Raw genomic sequence first — 16,781 nt, 5'->3', positions numbered from 1 at the left:
CGCGTGGTGCGCGTGGTGCGCGTGGTGCGCGTCGTCAAAGCAGAATGAATTCTTCGTTGTCGACGTAGAACACGAACGCATCGAACAGTTGCGTCACGCTCGGTTCATCGACCTGGTCATGCGCGTTGATCACGATGTCCTCGATCGTCGCGCTGGACAGCGTTATGCGCCAGCCGGGTTGCGGCGCAGTGGCGGGAGGTGTGTCGGTCTCGGGGTCGTCGGCGTCGTTGGCGTCTTCGGTGAATACGCCGTCCGTATCGAGCGTCCACGGCATCGGCGGCAAGCAGAGCCAACCGGAGAAATCGCCCGGGTGTTCGAGAATGTGTTTCAACGACGCGGTGGTCGTGGTGAGAGTCGACATGGGTAGTGCGGTGGTAACTGGGCTGAAGTCAATGCGCTCGGGGCGAGATGCGGCAGTTGCACGAGTGCGCCTGCGCCGCGGCGTTCGTGCCGGCAAGGCGTGATTATGCCAATGTCTTATGCACGAGGTTGGCGGCGGCAGTGTGCCGGTCAGTTGGCGGACGCGGTACCCACATTCGAGATCGCGTCCAATTTCCCGCGTCGGACGGCTCTTCAGGGTTGGTAGCGAACTGTCTCGTAGATCTTCGCCATGCCCTGCTTCGCGGGATTTTCGTTGGCGGCCAGACCTGTCGAGAAAATGATGCAGGTCCAGCCGTCGCCGCAAGGCTTGCTCGCAATCAGGTCGAGCCGATGTGCATACACCCGGTCGTCCTTGAAAATCTTATGCGAGTAGCGCGATGCGAGCGCGGGATATTTGCCGTTCAGCATGATCGGCTCGTAATTCGCTTTCGTGTACTGAGCAGGCTTGTCGTCGACTTGCAGGTTGTAGAGATACGCTGCCGTTCCCTTTAGCGTCGGCGCGACCTTGGTGGGCACAACCTGAACCGTGACACCCAACGTCAGAACCTCGAATGCCGCCTTGTCGGCTTCGATATCGACCCCCTGCCCATTCGTATCCTCCAGCCGGCCACTCCACGTAACCGTCCAGTTCGAAGGAAGCTGGAAGCTGACGCCGTTCGCGGCATAAGGTTTGAGATGCACCAGATCAGGCGCGTCCGCGGCCCTTGAATCAGTGTTATCGGCAGACGCTGCCGTTACGGTCGCAAGCAAGATAAGCGCAAGAAGTGAACGCCGCATGGAGGATCCTTATTTTATTGAGTGTAGATGCTTCCTTCATCGCTATCCCGGTCGACCGGGCGTAGTTAGGAAGGCTGCAAAGTTATCTGCAATCGCTGACGCATGCCCTGTCTCGCGCGACCAAAGAACGACAACAGGTTCTCCAGCGTCGCCAAGGCATCAAACGTTCAAGAGACATCCATCCCCTACATTTCGATCCAGGACGGCTCATCCTCGTAACAGTAAAGAATCGAGTAGACACTTGAGAATTGATTACCGAAATTAAATTTTTTATTCAAGACCTCAACAGGAGTAAAAATCATACCAGCCTCCTCCATGTTCTTTATCAGTGGGTACACTGAATTGGTTGATGGCAGATCAATACTCGGTGAGTCTTGACTTCCGTCCGCCGACAACGACGATAAATAGTAGTACGGACCAACAAACGATACTCGCAATATGAAATCCGCACCATCACCCCTCACAAAATATCCGTAACTTACGTCGGTGTTGGGCTCGGTATCCTCATGGAAATCAAAATTCTTTTCAAGAAATTGAATCACACCAGGGTACTTTGTCGCAGCAAGATTCTCTTTAACGAACGAGTAGTTCGGGGATTCAAAACTCCCGTACGAATCAATAACGGAACGCGAAAATCTTTCCCAATCAAAATTCGAATCACGGGGTCTCTGGGCCTTTGGGATGTCCATGTATTTTTCCTCCATTGTCTTGGTGAACGCGCACTGAAGTTTGAGTGCCTCCGTTGGGGCCAAAACCAATGGGCGTCTTGAAATCGTGGTCCCGTACATTCGGGCGCCCAGGGACGGGGCTACCCTTGCTCCAAGCCTCATCTGTGTACTGCACTGCATCGTCCCAATCACAGAAGCACGAGGTGGGCTTACCTTGTTTAACTCGATTGTCATACTGGGGCTCACCCAGTACATGCCCCGCTTGCTTCTGCCGCGATATATGCGGTGGAACCGATGGTTTCTTTTGCAAACCAAGCGGATCGATCCACAGCGTCGGGTTCGGCGCGTATTGATAGACATTGACCCCGCCAGCCAACCCAATCGGATCTTTCGACACGAAGCGCCCACTACTCGGATCGTAGTACCGATGCCGGTTATAGTGCAGCCCCGTTTCATCATCAAATTGCTGCCCCTGGAACCGCAGTGAATTCCTCGGAGCGATCCCTACCGCTCTCGACGCCCGCGCGATCACCTCGCGAGCTTCACCCCACGCCTTGTACGACGCCTCCCACACCACATCGCCATCGTCATCCGTCAGTACCTGCGGAGTGCCGATCTGATCACAGTGGTAATAGAAGGCATGCACCTGCCCTGCCCGCTCCGGCACCCGTTGCAGCGGATCATCTTCCGGCACGTAGCGATCTGTATTGCTACGCGACGGTGTCTCGCAGCCACTGACCGGTGCACCGACGTATTGCACCATCGGCACGAACGATTCTGCTTCGTACAAGTAGTGCGTGCTGCCGTGCTCACCGCTCTCATACGCCAGCGTATCTCCGTCCCAACCGAACACCGTACGCTCGCCGTTCACCTCTTTCGCAATCCGGCGGCCCAACGCATCGTAGTAATACCGTGACTCACTGCTGCGCGCAGTCTCCTGCACGCTCGCAGCCATCATCCGATTAAACGCATTCCACTCGTAACGTTGCTCGCCCGCCGGCGATGTGCGATGAACGAGGTTGCCACGCGCGTCGTACTCGAAATGCCGCCCGGCATATTGCTTCAGCAAATTGCCCAATACCTTGGGCACTTCGGGAGGCAACGAACTTTCCGCCCGCACCGGGCTCGGCCTGCTCTCTTTGCGAGCCGTCTCAACGCGTGCCGGATCGATGATGTTGCTCGCCGGATCGAATGCGAACCGCTCCTTGCCGGCCGGTCCGATCGACTCGAGCAACCGACCAACCGGATCGTAGCGATAGTCCGTCAGCCCCTTGAGATTGTCTTCGATCTGCACGAGCTGGCCAGCCGCGTCGTAACGGTAGCGGCGCTCGGCCAGCGGTGCGGGTGCATTCGCACGCTGCACGGTCCGCTGCGCCAACCTCCCTGCCGAATCGTATGCCGTGCGTTGATCGATCTTGCTCGGCAACGTGCGCAACGTCTCACGATGCAGATCGTCACGCTCGATCTGAACGAGCTCCTTGCCGTCCAGCATCATCCCGTGGACGTGTCCCGAGCCGTATATGAGCCAATCGACCACGCGACCATCGGGCCGGATCGTTTTGATCCGGTTACCGATTTCGTCGTACTGGTGATGCCACACGAAACTCCGGCTCGCGCCGAACAGGTCGTAAGCATGATGCTCACGCACCAGATTGCCGACCGGATCGAAGAAGCGCTGCACGCGGCTGTATCGGTTGCTCGCTTCGATCAATCGTCCCAACGGGTCGTAAGTGAAACGCTCCGCCTCATCGTCGACCGCGCGGCCTTGAAGACGGCCACCGCGATCGTGAGACATCGTCATGATCTGGCCAGCCTCGTCGATCGACTCCAGACGGCTGCTCGCCTCGTCGTACGAGTAGCGCGTCGCCTTCCCGTCGAAATCGATCTCCTCGATCAGCCTGCCCGTCGCGTCATAGCGAAACGCGTAAGTTGCGTGATTCGGATCGGTCAACGCAACCAGACGCCCGAGCCGATCATAGCGATATGACAACGACTGCCCCGACGCATCGGTGCGGATATTGATACGTCCGCTCGCGTCGTAGCCGTAGCGTGTATTGCGATTCAGCGGATCGGTGTGCGTCAGCAGACGCCCTTCCGCGTCATAGCTCAGTTGCTCGCGACCTGCGGGCGACACGACCTCGATCAATTGGCCGTTCACACCATAGCGGTATACCGTCACCCCACCTGCTGCGTCTTTCGCCTCCGAGAGGCGGCCTTGAGCGTCGTACACCCATTGGGTCGTCTTGCCCGAGCAGTCGGTGTAGCTGATCAACTGACCGGCAGCGTCATACTTCAGCGACTTCGCGCCGCCCTTCGCATCCTTGATCTCGGTAACCAGTCCTCGTCCGTCGTACGCGTATTCGGTCTTGTGCCCGAGAGGATCGACCTGTACGACCATGTTGCCCGCATCGTCATACTCACGCAGCCACGGATGTCCAAGCGGATCCGTCACGCGAACGAGCTGATCCTTCTGGTCATATGTCATCTCGATCACGCTGCCATCGGTACGCTGATGACGCACGAAGTTGCCACGTGCGTCGTACGCCATACGTTCGACGGTACCGTCACGATGGATGTACTGAACCAGCCTGTCGTTCTCGTCCCGATACATCCACTCTTCGCTGCCGTCCGGATGAATCACACGGAAGGAATAGCCCTTGCTGTCGTAGTAGTGGTGGGTGACGTGACCAAGCGCATCGGTCACGCTGACCATCCGGAAGTCCGGATGCCACGCCAGCGTGACCTCGTCGCTGCCGTCATCTCCATACTCGCGGAAGCACTTCGCCTTTGGCCCGTTGCCGTTCCATTCGAGATTCACGCCGCGACCGGTACGATCGGTGTATCGCGTCACAAGATGGTGACGGTAACGGTATTCGCGACGGTTGCCGTAGCGGTCGGTCGCGCCGACCAGATCGTTTTCTTCGTTGAACTCATAACGGGCAAGCGTGCCGATGTATTCGCCCTGCGCGTCATGATGCGTCGCTTCGACGATACGACCGCGCACGTCGTGACGGAATGCGACCTGTGCATGCGGCGCAATCAACCGATGCAACCGCCCTTGCGCATCGTATTCAAGCGTCACCTGATTACCGGCGCGATCCTTGACGAACGCGAGACGAAACACATTGCCGTGTCGCTCATACGCTTCGAGCAGCACGTGCCCACGCGTCAGCGTCAGCCACCGATCGTCAAGGCGCAATAACGTGTGGCCCTCGGACAGGTCGTCGTGAGCACTCCCGGCGTCGAGCAACGGATATTCGAGACTGCGTCCCGTTGCGTCGTGATAGACGAACTTGCTCTCGTCAATATCAAAGCGCGTCGTGTACGGCGTAATCCAGCGCGCGCCCAATTCGCCGTGCTCGTCGTTCGCGTCGAAGAACGACCGATAGGTGCGCTGCCAGGCAATGGGCAACGGCCCCTCGATCGTGAAATCCTCGTGGTTGATCTGCTCATCGCCGAGCGCGAATCCGATTGAATGCTCGGTGGCCGCAGGTGGCGTCTTCACCGGGGAATGCGTAAGGCAACAATTCGGCCCCGGATGCTTTGCCTCCGTGGTCGTTCGCACCTCATCCACCCGATGCTCTGCTCGCTGCTCGGCAACCTTCGTCGTCCCGTGCTCCTGAATCCCCGTCGCATGCGGCTTCGGGTTGCGCTTGCGCCAGCTCCGCATCCCGTCTTCGCCGATCATGATCAACCAGCCGATCTTGCCCGCATCGTTCCCATCCAACTCCCGGATGCACTTCTGGACCGTCGGAATTCGCTTGTAGATATCGTCGGCGAAAAGCTGCAGCTTCTTCGGCGCTTCGTCGTCCACCATATTGGCGACGGTGGTGACCGTATTGATGGCAGCCTTCGCTTCAATTTTCACGAAATCCGTGAGAAACCCAAGCCCGCTGCTGAGAACTTTCCTGCCGTCGTACGCAACGAGCGCCTGCCCGACATCCTTCAAATGCGACCCGGCCGACGTCACGTTGTGCCCAACTTCGTACTTCTTCCCTGCCGCATGCGCGAACAGATCGGCAATCGCCCTCATCAGATCGCCGATGAATTTGGCGCATTGATCGAGCACCTCCTTCAGTCCATCGCGCATCACTTTCAGGAATTGCTCGATTTCGCCCGCGTAGCGTTCCTGCACATTCGCGACGATTGCCGCGATGACCGAGTCGCGCAGCACCTGCAACGCCGCCTCGCCCACCGCCTTTCCGCTCTTGACGATCTCTTGTCGAATTAGCTTCAACACCGGGCGGGCACCCAGACGAAGCTCGGCAGTGCCCAGCGGCAACGGCACGACCCCGATGAGGTCGAGACCGAGATTGACCCAATCGAACATGCCGATCGCGTTGCTGCCGCGCTCGATCATCTCCTTGATATCGAGCACCGCGTCGACTGCAGCAAAGATATTGGCCAGAACCGGCACGTTCTCCGCGACCATCTTCAGCCGGCTGACGTTGACGGCGCCACCGCTGACCTTGATCAGCCACTTGTCGAAAACATCGATGCCGGCTTGTACATCGGCCTCCGTGATCTTCATGATCGGAGACACGAACACATCGGTAGGTTTGGGTTGAATGACGCCCGCAGCGGACATGATTTTTATTCCGGGAAAATTGAAAGGGCGACGCTCAACTCATCTTCAGCGCGGCAGCGGTACTACGTGCCGTTTGCGCGAGACCGCTGACCTGCTGCGCTGCGGTGCTCAACTGTCCTGCTTGCGACAGGGCCGCCTGCGCGCCTGCCGGCAGCACACTGCCCGCCGCCTGCTGCGCGATGCCGAGGCCTTGACCGGCCACTGCCTTCGCGAGGGCAGCGCCGCCCTGCGACGCCGAACTAGCCAAGTCTGCGAACGTATTCGCCGCGCCAAGCGCATTCGACGCGCCCGCGGGCAACATCCCGCCCAGTGCCTGCCGAGCCATGCCCATGCCTTGACCGACAGCAGCCTTCGCCAGCGCGGCGCCGCCTTGCGACGCCGCGCCCGCCAATCCCGTCAACGCACCCGCCGCGCCACCGGCCGCCGGCAAGAACGAACCCAGCTGCGCCTGTGCCGTTTCAGCAGCACCTGTCGCCGGCGCCGGATTAGCCGGCCACGGCGCCACATCGAACCGGCTCGATTGCTGGTCCTGCGAACGCGGATCCTCTCCGAACTTCACCTGCACCGCTCCAGGTGGCAGGCCGCTCACGATCATGTGCCCGTTGCCGTCGAGCGCCCCTTTCCTCAACAACCCACCATTTGCATCGAATACCGAGAACAAGCCGCCCTTCACCGGCTGGCCATTCCCGTACGTATGCAGCAACTCCAACTGCCCCGGCTGATCCGGCCGCGGGCTCGGCAACGGATACCCCATGCTTGCCGGCCCGGCGAACGTATGCGACGCACCCTTCACATCCACCGCGCCAGGCGTATGGATCTCGATATTCCCGCCTTGGATGCGGATATACCCGCCGCCGCTCGTCAGCAGGATCCCTTGATCAGCCGCGATCTCGATCCGATCGGTTGCGGACACAACCTTCACCGCCTTCTGAGCAGTCACTTCGACGTTGTCCGACTGCGCCTGGATCTCGACCTTGCCCTTGCCCGCGAACAGCTTCATCCCCGCGTTCTGCGCGAACAGGCTCAGCTTCTGCCCGATGCTGCCGATCAGCGACTTGCCCGTCGCGACGTGCACGCTCTGTCCGCTCGCGACGTTCACGTGATCGTTCGCGACCAGGTGCAGCGACTGCTGCGTCGACATCCCGATCCCCGACGGGCTGCCGAACAGCATCACCGGTTCCTTGAACGCATTCGCACTACCCGTGCCGCCACCCGCCGTGCGGCCGCCGGACGCGCTGCCCGACGCGCTGTCCTGCGTCGCGTCGGTGAATGCGCGCATCGTCTCGTGCGCATCCTTCAGGCTTTCCGCCTGATGCTGCTCGCTCACGCCCGACATCGCCTCGACGAGACTCTCGCCCGTCACGAGCTGCTGCTGCGCTTCCTTCACGTCGAGCGGCTGGCTGTTCGGCGCTTTCGGATGAGTCGTGACGTACAGCCCCTGGCTCGCCCGCACCGCGCCATACGCATCCGAACGCAGGTCGAAGCCCCTGCCCAGATACGATCCGCGCGAATTGCCGTTCTGATCGATGAGGTAGCCCAGATGCAGCAGGCTGTTCGCGCTGCTGCTCATCAGCTGCACGCGGTTCTGTCCGGTCGCGTCATCCATCACGAGATGGTTGTAGCCGCTGCCCGAATATTCTTTTGACCGATAGCCGGAGAGAATCCCGTCGCTGTGCCACTGCGGCTGATTCGCGCCGTTGTACACACGCCCGACCGCCAGCGGCCGATCGCAATCGCCGCCGACATAATCGATCAGCACTTCCTCGCCGATCCGCGGCACGTGCACACCGCCGTAGCCACCGCCGGTATCCGACTGCACGACGCGCACCCAGCACGACGCGTTCTCGTTGCCCGGGTTGAGGCGATCCCACACGAACTGCACGCGGATCCGGTTCAACTCGTCGGTATAGACTTCCTCGCCCTGCGGCCCGACGACGAGCGCCGTCTCGAGATGCATCTTCGGCTTCTCATGTTCGAACGGGCTGCGATACGGCACGCTCACGCGCTGCGCCTCCACCTCGACGAGATAGAAGCCGACCGAACCGTCGTCGTGCGGCACGCGAAACGCCGGATCGGCACCGTAGCCCTCCTGCGCTTGCATCAACGCGTCGCGCAGGCTGTACGGAAAGTCCGCGCTGCTGCTCGCCACGGGCAGGTTGTTCTCGATCCACCATTCGACGCCGATCGCCGCGAATTCGCGCTGGTCGGCCGGGTCGCGATCGTGTTCGGGATGGTCCGACAGCGTGAAGCGCCGGCCCGCGTCGATCGCGCGCACGCCGCCCGCGCCATGGAAGCGCTTCGCGTGCGACTCCCATTCCTCCATCCGCACCTTCGTCAGATGGTCGCCGCGCGTCTGGTCCAGATACGTGTACGCACCCGTGTACTCGTACACTTCGAGCTGGTCGGGCAATTCGCCCTGGCCACTCATCGTCGGCAGCGTCGTGCCCTTCGGGTTCGACGGTTGCGACGGATTCTTGTAGTCGAAGGTGCGCGTCGTTCGGGTCACGCTCTGCAGCGTGCGCGAGCCCGACCATTGTGTGAACGCATCGGCTTCGCTCGCCGCGCCGCCGCGATAGAAGCGCACGGTTTCCGGCGACAGCGGCGCGAAGGCCTGCAGGTTGTCGGTGATCACGAGCGTATGCGACTTGCCGTCGTCGGCCTGCTGCCACGTGCTGTAAAGGCCTTCGCTCTCCATCAGCCGATGCACGAAATGCCAGTCGGTGTCGTGCTGGCGCGTGTATGAACGGCTCGGCAGCGGTTGCGACAGCGCGAAGCGGAAATGCCCTCGCGCCTGCGGATGCTGGTTCAGCACATCGCTGATGATCTGGTCGACGGTCGTATCGTTCCAGAGCCGCTGATCGCGGCGAAACTTCAGGAAATGCGTGAAATCGGCGAACGTGAGCTGATAGGTCGTGAGCCCGCCGTCGGCGCCCAGGCGGCGCGCGGTATGGACGTATCCGTGGAGCGGCCGGTAGCTACGATCGCCCTGCTGGATCCACAACGTGACGGGTTGCGCGATCAGCTTTTTAAGTTCCAGATCGCTATCGGTCGACAGCACGTCGAGCGTGAATTCGTACGCACGCCCGATGCGCGAACGGCCGACGGCCCGCTGCACGGTCAGCACGTTGGCGCCCAATGGCGTATCGAGCTTCAGCAGCCGGTCCTGCTGAAGCAACCCGCCGCGCAATGCGGCAACAGTGTTCTGCATGTTCATGGCAACGGCCTTTTTTTCTTTTGACGCGCCCTCGGATGGCGCGTTATGCGATTTCGCTCGCGCGATTTTACAGACAAATTACTGCGAATCTCCAAAAACAGAACTGATTTAAAAGAGTTTTTCAAGCATCTTCCGAACGGCCCGAGCGAACCGTTCGAACGCTTGTTCGACGCGGTACGGCTCGCCCACGGCCCGCTGAAATCGATTGCAATCAGGGCCAATTCGACTTCCGGCGCGGCCCGGTTGCGAGTAGTGTCTACGTGCCCGTATTCCGGCCCAGTCCGGGCACGACCGATGCCCGGCGCTCGATTACCACACTGAACACTGGAGATCTGCGATGAAACGTTCGAAGTTCCTGCTGTCGGGCCTGCTGCTCGCGTCGGCCCTCGGTTTCACGGCCGTCGCCGCGCACGCGGAAGACCTGCTCGACTCGGTGAAGAAAGCCGGCGTGCTGCGCGTCGGCCTCGAAGGCACGTATCCGCCGTTCAACTCGCGCGGCACGTCGGGACAGCTCGAGGGCTTCGACGTCGATGTCGCCAATGCCGTCGCCGGCAAGCTCGGCGTGAAGACGCAATTTGTCCCGACCGAATGGAGCGGGATCATCGCGGGGCTGCAAGCCGGCAAGTTCGACGTGATCGTCAATCAGGTCACGATCACGCCGCAGCGCAAGGAAGCGCTCGACTTCAGCGAGCCGTACACGTATTCGGCCGCGCAGCTGATTCAGCGCAAGGACGACACGCGCAACTTCAAGTCGCTCGAGGATTTCAAGGGCAAGAAGCTCGGCGTGACGCTCGGCACCAACTACGACCAGATGGCGCGCAGCGTGCCGGGCATCGAGGTGCAGACGTATCCCGGCGCGCCGGAAAAGCTGCGTGACCTCGCCGCGGGCCGGATCGAGGCGACGCTCGACGACCGCCTGATGCTGCCGTACATGATCAAGACGTCGAACCTGCCGCTGCGCTCGGGCGCGGTGCTGAACGGCGGCAAGCAGGAGATGGCGATCCCGTTCCGCAAGGGCAATCCGAAGTTCGAGAAGGCGATCAACGATGCGCTGGAGTCGCTGCGCAAGGACGGCTCGTTGAAGAAGATCTCGATGCACTGGTTCGGCAGCGACGTGACGGTGCCGGTCGCGCAGTAAGCGGTTCGCCGCACTTGCGTTGCGTCACGTCCTTCGCTGCGGCGAAGGCGTGACGCCCGTCTGCATGACGCTTCCCTTCTCTCAAGCCGCTTCGTCGAAGCGCGCAAGCAGCATCTGGCCGATCGGCGTGAGCGCCGGACGCGCCGCCACCGCATTCACACGCACCTGCGTATCGTCGACCAGCCGCTTTTCGACGAGCACGGCGAACGCCGGGTTGGACGGGTCGACACTGTCCGGTGCGCGGGCAATGCGCAGCAGCATCGAGAATTCGTGCGGACTCAGCATGGTCCTTGTCTCCTGATCGTCCGCGATCCGGTTTGAACCGGCGTCGATCCTGTCTTTTGATGAAATGGCCCGAAGGCATAGGGATGCGGAAATGCGCGGCCGTTTGCGACGAGGGCACGTCGTCGCGAGAAGCCAGGCGCTCCCTGAGCGGGGCGATGTCATCGGATTCGCTGGATGCGTACGCCACGGCTGGGACGTGCAACGTTATTGGGGCATCGTGACGCGGCCGTGACAGTAAAGGAGGGGGCATCTGGCCGACCGATGCCGATGACCGCGCTCGTCGTCGACGGCAGGTTGTTCGTTTGCAGGCAGTGCCTGAAAGATTGACTGCGGCGCAACGGCATCGCTTGAAGAGGCATTGCAACCGAGGGAATGCGTCGCTCCTGACACGAGGCGTCGCGGGCCGGCCGGGAAATGTTCGGCACCGAATCGAGAAGGAAAGCCCGCGTGCTCGCGTCCGCACATGCAATACGCTGAAGCGACTTTGCCGCGCGCCCCGCGTCGGGTTTGTCGGTTCGCGGTGCTGAAACGACGAAGGGCCGGGAGAAAAAATCTCCCGGCCCTTCGTTCAATTTGGTGCCGGCTGCAGGACTCGAACCCGCCACCTGATGATTACAAATCAACTGCTCTACCAGATGAGCTAAGCCGGCGTAAGCGCGAGATTCTACCTCATTTCACGATCTTGAGGCGAGGTCTGCTGCCGCCTTTCGAACCATCGCCGTCGGTTTTCGGCGGTTCATCGGCACCTTCGGACGGCTCTTCGTTCGCGCCGTGATCGGCAACTGGCGTCAGCACCGCAGGCGACTCGTCGCGTCGCGCATCGTCGGCCTGCTCGGCATCGTCCTCGAACGCGCCCGAATCCTCGCCTTCGCCCGCTACCGCATCGACCTGGAACGCCATCCCCTGCCCGTTCTCCCGTGCGTAAATCGCGAGCACGTTGGCCACCGGAATCTCGATCTTGTGCGCCTTCCCGGAGAACCGGGCGGTGAACTCGATCCACTCGTTACCCATCTGCAGCTGGCTCGTGGCCTCGAAGCTGATGTTGAGCACGATCTCGCCGTCACGCACGAACTGACGCGGCACGCGCGTCGAGTTGTCGACCCTCACCGCGATATGCGGCGTGTAACCGTTATCGGTGCACCACTCGTACAGCGCGCGCAGCAGATAAGGTTTCGTTGAAATCTCTTGCATCACAATCCTCGAACCCGGAGCAGGCACGCGGCACGCCGCGCGCCCGCTCCGTCATGCACTCATTGCACCATCAACGACGCATGACCTTTTCGGACGGCGTCAGTGCTTCGATATAGGCCGGACGGCTGAAGATCCGCTCGGCGTACTTCATCAGCGGCGCGGCATTCTTCGACAGCTCGATGCCGTAGTGATCCAGACGCCACAGGAGCGGCGCGATCGCGACGTCGAGCATCGAGAACTCCTCGCCGAGCATGTACTTGTTCTTCACGAAGATCGGCGCGAGCTGCGTCAGGCGATCGCGGATCGCGAGGCGTGCCTTCTCGTGGTTCTTCTCCGCTGCCTTGCCCTTTTCGTTCTCGAGCGTGCTGACGTGAACGAACAGCTCCTTCTCGAAGTTGAGCAGGAACAGGCGCGCGCGTGCGCGCTGCACCGGGTCGGCCGGCATCAGTTGCGGGTGCGGGAAGCGCTCGTCGATGTATTCGTTGATGATGTTCGATTCGTACAGAATCAGGTCGCGCTCGACCAGAATCGGCACCTGACCGTACGGGTTCATCACCGAGATGTCTTCCGGCTTGTTGAACAGGTCGACGTCACGGATCTCGAAATCCATGCCCTTCTCGAACAGCACCAGCCGGCAACGCTGGGAGAACGGGCAAGTTGTGCCGGAATACAGAACCATCATATTTGCGTTTCCTCAAAAAAGCCGAGGGCCGGCACGCGGCGCAACCCCTTTCACGGGTTCCGCCTTGCGCCGGCCCCACGCCGGTCAGGCGTGTTTACTTGATATCTTTCCAGTACGCGGCATTGAGCCGCCAGGCCAGGAAAGTCAGGACACCGAGAAAGACCAGCACCCACACGCCGAGGCGCTTGCGGGTCTGCTGGGCCGGCTCGGACATCCATGTCATATAGGCCACCAGGTCGGCCACCGCAGCATCATAGTCCGGCGACGACAACGTCCCCGGCGTGACCTGCTGGAAGCCGACGAGCGTGTGGACCTTCTCGCCCGTCTCCTCGTCCGTCTTGTCTTCGAATTTGGCAGTGCGCTGCCCCTGCAGTTGCCACAATACATGGGGCATGCCGACGTTCTCGAACACCGCGTTGTTCCAGCCGCTCGGCCGCGTATCGTCGCGGTAGAAACTCCGCAGGTACGTGTAGAGCCAGTCGCGGCCGCGCGCCCGCTCCTCGACCGACAGGTCGGGCGGCGAGGTGCCGAGCCAGTTCTTCGCGTCTTCGGGCCGCATCGCGACGGACATCGTGTTCCCGACCTTGTCGGTCGTGAACAGGAGATTCGTTTCGATCTCCTTCTGGGATATGCCCAGATCCGTCAGACGGTTGTAGCGCATCAGGTTCGCGCTGTGGCAGTTCAGGCAATAGTTTACAAACAATTGCGCGCCGTGCTGAAGCGAAACGAGATTTTCCGTGTTATCGGGCGCCCGGTCGAGCGGAAAATTACCTTCCGCGCGCACGGCCGGCGCCGCCAGCAGCGCCATGGCCGTCGCCCCGATCAGCGCGAGCGTCGAAAGCAGTTTCTTCATGTCGTTCTCTCCTCGCTCACGTTAATGGGGCTTGAAGCGCACCCGTTCCGGCGGCTGCTTGAACGTGCCAAGCGGCGTCCAGACGGGCATGCCGAGGAAGAACGCGAAGTAGATCAGCGCGCAACCCTGCGCAATCAGCGTCGCGACCGGCGATGGCGGCCGTGTGCCGAGGAACGCGAGGATCAGGAACGCCGCGACGAAGATCCCGAGGAACACCTTGTGGAACAGCGGCCGGTAGCGGATCGACTTCACCGGGCTGCGGTCGAGCCACGGCAGGAAGAATAGCGTGATCACCGCGGAACCCATCACGACGACGCCCCAGAACTTCGATTCCGTCAGGAACATGAACACGACGATCGCGGCGGCCAGCACCGGCAGGCCGACCTTCCACTTGCCGCGCGCGCGGATCAGCGCGAGCACGCCGAGCAGCGCGATCACGATCATCAGCACGATCTTGAACGGGTCGGTGGTCGCGCGCAGCATCGCGTAGAACGCGGTGAAGTACCAGACCGGCGCGATCTCCGGCGGCGTCTGCAGCGGGTTCGCCGGGACGAAGTTGTTCGACTCGAGGAAGTACCCGCCCATCTCCGGCGAGAAGAACACGATCAGCGCGAACACCATCAGGAACACGCAGACACCGAAGAAATCGTGCACCGAGTAGTACGGATGGAACGGGATGCCGTCGAGCGGAATGCCGTTCGCGTCCTTCTTCGCCTTGATCTCGATGCCGTCCGGGTTATTCGACCCGACTTCGTGCAGCGCGACGAGGTGCGCGATCACGAGGCCGACCAGCACGAGCGGAATCGCGATCACGTGGAACGCGAAGAATCGGTTCAGCGTGACGTCGGACACGACGTAGTCGCCGCGGATCCACAACGACAGGTCCGGGCCGACGAACGGGATCGCCGAGAACAGGTTCACGATCACCTGCGCGCCCCAGAACGACATCTGGCCCCACGGCAGCAGGTAGCCGAAGAACGCCTCGGCCATCAGGCACAGGAAGATCGCACAACCGAAGATCCACACCAGCTCGCGCGGCTTGCGGTACGACCCGTACATCAGCCCGCGGAACATGTGCAGGTACACGACGACGAAGAACATCGATGCACCGGTCGAGTGCATGTAGCGGATCAGCCAGCCCCACGGCACCTCGCGCATGATGTACTCGACCGACGCGAACGCGAGCATCGAGTCGGGCTTGTAGTTCATCGTCAGGAAGATGCCCGTGACGATCTGGTTGACGAGCACGAGCAGCGCGAGGGAGCCGAAGAAGTACCAGAAGTTGAAGTTCTTCGGCGCGTAGTACTCGGAAACGTGCTTCTTCCAGGTGGACGTGAGCGGGAAGCGCTGGTCGATCCACCCGGTGACACCTGTCGTGGAGACTTCTTTGTTGTCGGCAGCCATCACGCTTCTCCTTTCTCGTCCTTGCCGATCACGAGGGTCGTCGCCGACGTGAACATGTAGGGCGGGATGTCGAGATTCTGAGGCGCCGGCTTGTTCTTGAACACGCGGCCGGCGAGGTCGTAGGTCGAACCGTGGCACGGGCACAGGAAGCCGCCCGGCCAGTCGTCCGGCAGGTTCGGCTGCGGACCCGGCGTGAAGCGTTGGCTAGGCGTGCAGCCGAGGTGCGTACACACGGCCATCACGACGAGAATGTTCTTGCGATCGGCCCGCGAGCGATATTCGTTCGCGCAATACGCGGGCAGGGGCATCGTATAGGGTTTTTCGGAGGTCGGATCGGCCACTTCCTTGTCGGCCTTGACGACGTCGGCCAGCATGGCGTCGGTACGGTTCAGGATCCAGACCGGCTTGCCGCGCCACGGCACGGTGACCATCTCGCCGGGCTTCAGGCCGCTGATGTCGACCTCGACCGGAGCGCCGGCCGCTTTCGCTTTCGCGGACGGCGCAAGCGACGCCGCGAAAGGTATGACGGTGGCTACGCCTCCCACGCCACCTGCTACGGATGTCGCAATCAGCCAGGTACGGCGGCCGCTGTCGACGCGTTTTTCTTCCTTGTCTCGCATCACACGCCCCACTTCTGAGTTGGATTTTCCGTCACGACTTTTCATTCCGCCGCTAGTTTGCGCGAATGGAGTCGCCATTTACAAGGCCCGGAGATGAAAATCCCTTCGAAGTAGTTGATAGTTAAGGGTTTTCCCCCACTATCGGAGCGATTAAATCATTTCACTTTTAAGCGTACGCTACATTGCGAAATTTCGATGCGCCGCCGCAAATCCGTCGTTCAGACCGGATTATGAATATCGATAAAAAGGTGTTCGATATCGAATTCTTCGGACAAGTGGGCGCCAAGCGCCTGGATTCCGTAGCGCTCCGTCGCATGGTGCCCTGCCGCAACGAACGCGACGCCGCTCTCGGCCGATGCATGCGTGACGGATTCCGACACTTCGCCGGTCAGGAACACGTCGGCGCCGGCGTCGATCGCGGCATCGAAATAGCTCTGCGCGGCGCCCGTGCACCACGCGATGCGGCGCAGCTGCATCTCCGGATCGCCGAGCACGAGCGGCGTGCGGCCGAGCGTGCGCTCGACCTTCGCGACGAAGTGCTCGAGCGTGACGGGCATCGGCAGCGTGGCCATCCAGCCAAGATCGCCGTCGCCGAAACGCTGCTCGCCGATCAGCCCGAGCTTCTCGCCGAGCTGCGCGTTGTTGCCGAACTCGGGATGCGCGTCGAGCGGCAGGTGGAACGCGAACAGGTTCAGGTCGTTCGCGAGCAGCAGCTTCAGGCGCCGGTACTTGCGGCCCGTGATCTGCGGCGCCTCGTTGCGCCAGAAATAGCCGTGATGGACGAGCACCGCATCCGCCCCCCATTCGAGCGCGGCCTCGAGGAACGCGACCGACGCCGTCACGCCGGTGGCGATCTTCTCGATCTTGCGACGCCCCTCGACCTGAAGGCCATTCGGGCAATAGTCCTTGAAGCGCGCGGTTTCAAGGGTATTGTTCAAGTACAATTCAAGTTCGATCCGATCCATATAAACCTCTAATCC

Annotated in this window: 13 protein-coding genes and 1 tRNA gene; 1 reads left to right on the top strand and 13 read right to left on the bottom strand. The window is 61.3% G+C overall.

The window, feature by feature from the left end:
• Positions 1-34: 34 nt before the first annotated feature.
• The 5 genes from HWX22_RS19190 to HWX22_RS19170 all read right to left on the bottom strand — a co-directional run bounded on the left by HWX22_RS19190 (position 35) and on the right by HWX22_RS19170 (position 9,628).
• Positions 35-361, bottom strand: a complete 327-nt coding sequence (locus HWX22_RS19190; RefSeq protein WP_175908400.1) for a hypothetical protein — start codon at positions 359-361, stop codon at positions 35-37.
• Positions 362-573: 212 nt separating this feature from the next.
• Positions 574-1,158, bottom strand: a complete 585-nt coding sequence (locus HWX22_RS19185; RefSeq protein WP_156441424.1) for a hypothetical protein — start codon at positions 1,156-1,158, stop codon at positions 574-576.
• A 185-nt stretch (positions 1,159-1,343) separates the two neighbouring features.
• A complete protein-coding gene (locus tag HWX22_RS19180) occupies positions 1,344-1,847 on the bottom strand; it encodes a hypothetical protein (protein ID WP_175916217.1) in 504 nt (167 codons plus the stop codon).
• Positions 1,816-6,414: an RHS repeat-associated core domain-containing protein gene (locus tag HWX22_RS19175; protein ID WP_244135244.1), complete on the bottom strand. Its 4,599-nt coding sequence runs from the start codon at positions 6,412-6,414 to the stop codon at positions 1,816-1,818. Before HWX22_RS19175 ends, HWX22_RS19180 begins: the two co-directional genes overlap by 32 nt.
• Positions 6,415-6,448: 34 nt before the next feature.
• On the bottom strand, positions 6,449-9,628 hold the full coding sequence (locus tag HWX22_RS19170) for a type VI secretion system Vgr family protein (protein ID WP_175916216.1): 3,180 nt from the start codon (positions 9,626-9,628) through the stop codon (positions 6,449-6,451).
• A gap of 337 nt (positions 9,629-9,965) precedes the next feature.
• Between HWX22_RS19170 and HWX22_RS19165 the strand changes: the two genes are divergently transcribed.
• A complete protein-coding gene (locus HWX22_RS19165) occupies positions 9,966-10,766 on the top strand; it encodes a cystine ABC transporter substrate-binding protein (protein ID WP_059599833.1) in 801 nt (266 codons plus the stop codon).
• A gap of 81 nt (positions 10,767-10,847) precedes the next feature.
• Here HWX22_RS19165 and HWX22_RS19160 read toward each other — a convergent pair whose 3' ends face one another.
• The 8 genes from HWX22_RS19160 to HWX22_RS19125 form a co-directional block, all read right to left on the bottom strand.
• Positions 10,848-11,051 (bottom strand): hypothetical protein, encoded by a 204-nt coding sequence (locus HWX22_RS19160; protein WP_059535665.1) that lies wholly within the window; start codon positions 11,049-11,051, stop codon positions 10,848-10,850.
• A 574-nt stretch (positions 11,052-11,625) separates the two neighbouring features.
• Positions 11,626-11,701 (bottom strand) — tRNA-Thr (locus tag HWX22_RS19155).
• A 19-nt stretch (positions 11,702-11,720) separates the two neighbouring features.
• Entirely contained in the window at positions 11,721-12,242 is a 522-nt protein-coding gene (locus tag HWX22_RS19150; RefSeq protein WP_059449799.1) for a ClpXP protease specificity-enhancing factor, read from the bottom strand.
• 70 nt (positions 12,243-12,312) lie between these two features.
• Entirely contained in the window at positions 12,313-12,924 is a 612-nt protein-coding gene (locus tag HWX22_RS19145; RefSeq protein ID WP_006400565.1) for a glutathione S-transferase N-terminal domain-containing protein, read from the bottom strand.
• Positions 12,925-13,018: 94 nt separating this feature from the next.
• Positions 13,019-13,777 (bottom strand): cytochrome c1, encoded by a 759-nt coding sequence (locus HWX22_RS19140; protein WP_175908445.1) that lies wholly within the window; start codon positions 13,775-13,777, stop codon positions 13,019-13,021.
• A gap of 21 nt (positions 13,778-13,798) precedes the next feature.
• Positions 13,799-15,181 (bottom strand): cytochrome bc complex cytochrome b subunit, encoded by a 1,383-nt coding sequence (locus tag HWX22_RS19135; RefSeq protein ID WP_059820895.1) that lies wholly within the window; start codon positions 15,179-15,181, stop codon positions 13,799-13,801.
• Positions 15,181-15,801 (bottom strand): ubiquinol-cytochrome c reductase iron-sulfur subunit, encoded by a 621-nt coding sequence (gene petA / locus HWX22_RS19130; protein ID WP_059820894.1) that lies wholly within the window; start codon positions 15,799-15,801, stop codon positions 15,181-15,183. The genes HWX22_RS19135 and petA overlap by 1 nt, the downstream gene beginning before the upstream one ends.
• A 218-nt stretch (positions 15,802-16,019) precedes the next feature.
• On the bottom strand, positions 16,020-16,766 hold the full coding sequence (locus HWX22_RS19125) for a Nif3-like dinuclear metal center hexameric protein (RefSeq protein ID WP_059535656.1): 747 nt from the start codon (positions 16,764-16,766) through the stop codon (positions 16,020-16,022).
• Between the last annotated feature and the right edge of the window lie 15 nt (positions 16,767-16,781).

Source organism: Burkholderia sp. BCC1638 (assembly GCF_902833195.1).
GTDB lineage: Bacteria > Pseudomonadota > Gammaproteobacteria > Burkholderiales > Burkholderiaceae > Burkholderia > Burkholderia diffusa.
The sequence above is the reverse complement of the archived record's forward strand: the minus strand, read 5'-3'. Positions and strand labels throughout refer to the sequence as shown.

Coding starts and splice junctions, on each gene's coding strand:
- HWX22_RS19190 (WP_175908400.1), bottom strand. CDS start 361: ATGTCGACTCTCACCACGACCACCGCGTCGTTGAAACACATTCTCGAA.
- HWX22_RS19165 (WP_059599833.1), top strand. CDS start 9,966: ATGAAACGTTCGAAGTTCCTGCTGTCGGGCCTGCTGCTCGCGTCGGCC.
- HWX22_RS19170 (WP_175916216.1), bottom strand. CDS start 9,628: ATGAACATGCAGAACACTGTTGCCGCATTGCGCGGCGGGTTGCTTCAG.
- HWX22_RS19125 (WP_059535656.1), bottom strand. CDS start 16,766: ATGGATCGGATCGAACTTGAATTGTACTTGAACAATACCCTTGAAACC.
- HWX22_RS19160 (WP_059535665.1), bottom strand. CDS start 11,051: ATGCTGAGTCCGCACGAATTCTCGATGCTGCTGCGCATTGCCCGCGCA.
- HWX22_RS19180 (WP_175916217.1), bottom strand. CDS start 1,847: ATGGACATCCCAAAGGCCCAGAGACCCCGTGATTCGAATTTTGATTGG.
- HWX22_RS19140 (WP_175908445.1), bottom strand. CDS start 13,777: ATGAAGAAACTGCTTTCGACGCTCGCGCTGATCGGGGCGACGGCCATG.
- HWX22_RS19145 (WP_006400565.1), bottom strand. CDS start 12,924: ATGATGGTTCTGTATTCCGGCACAACTTGCCCGTTCTCCCAGCGTTGC.
- petA (WP_059820894.1), bottom strand. CDS start 15,801: ATGCGAGACAAGGAAGAAAAACGCGTCGACAGCGGCCGCCGTACCTGG.
- HWX22_RS19150 (WP_059449799.1), bottom strand. CDS start 12,242: ATGCAAGAGATTTCAACGAAACCTTATCTGCTGCGCGCGCTGTACGAG.
- HWX22_RS19175 (WP_244135244.1), bottom strand. CDS start 6,414: ATGTCCGCTGCGGGCGTCATTCAACCCAAACCTACCGATGTGTTCGTG.
- HWX22_RS19135 (WP_059820895.1), bottom strand. CDS start 15,181: ATGGCTGCCGACAACAAAGAAGTCTCCACGACAGGTGTCACCGGGTGG.
- HWX22_RS19185 (WP_156441424.1), bottom strand. CDS start 1,158: ATGCGGCGTTCACTTCTTGCGCTTATCTTGCTTGCGACCGTAACGGCA.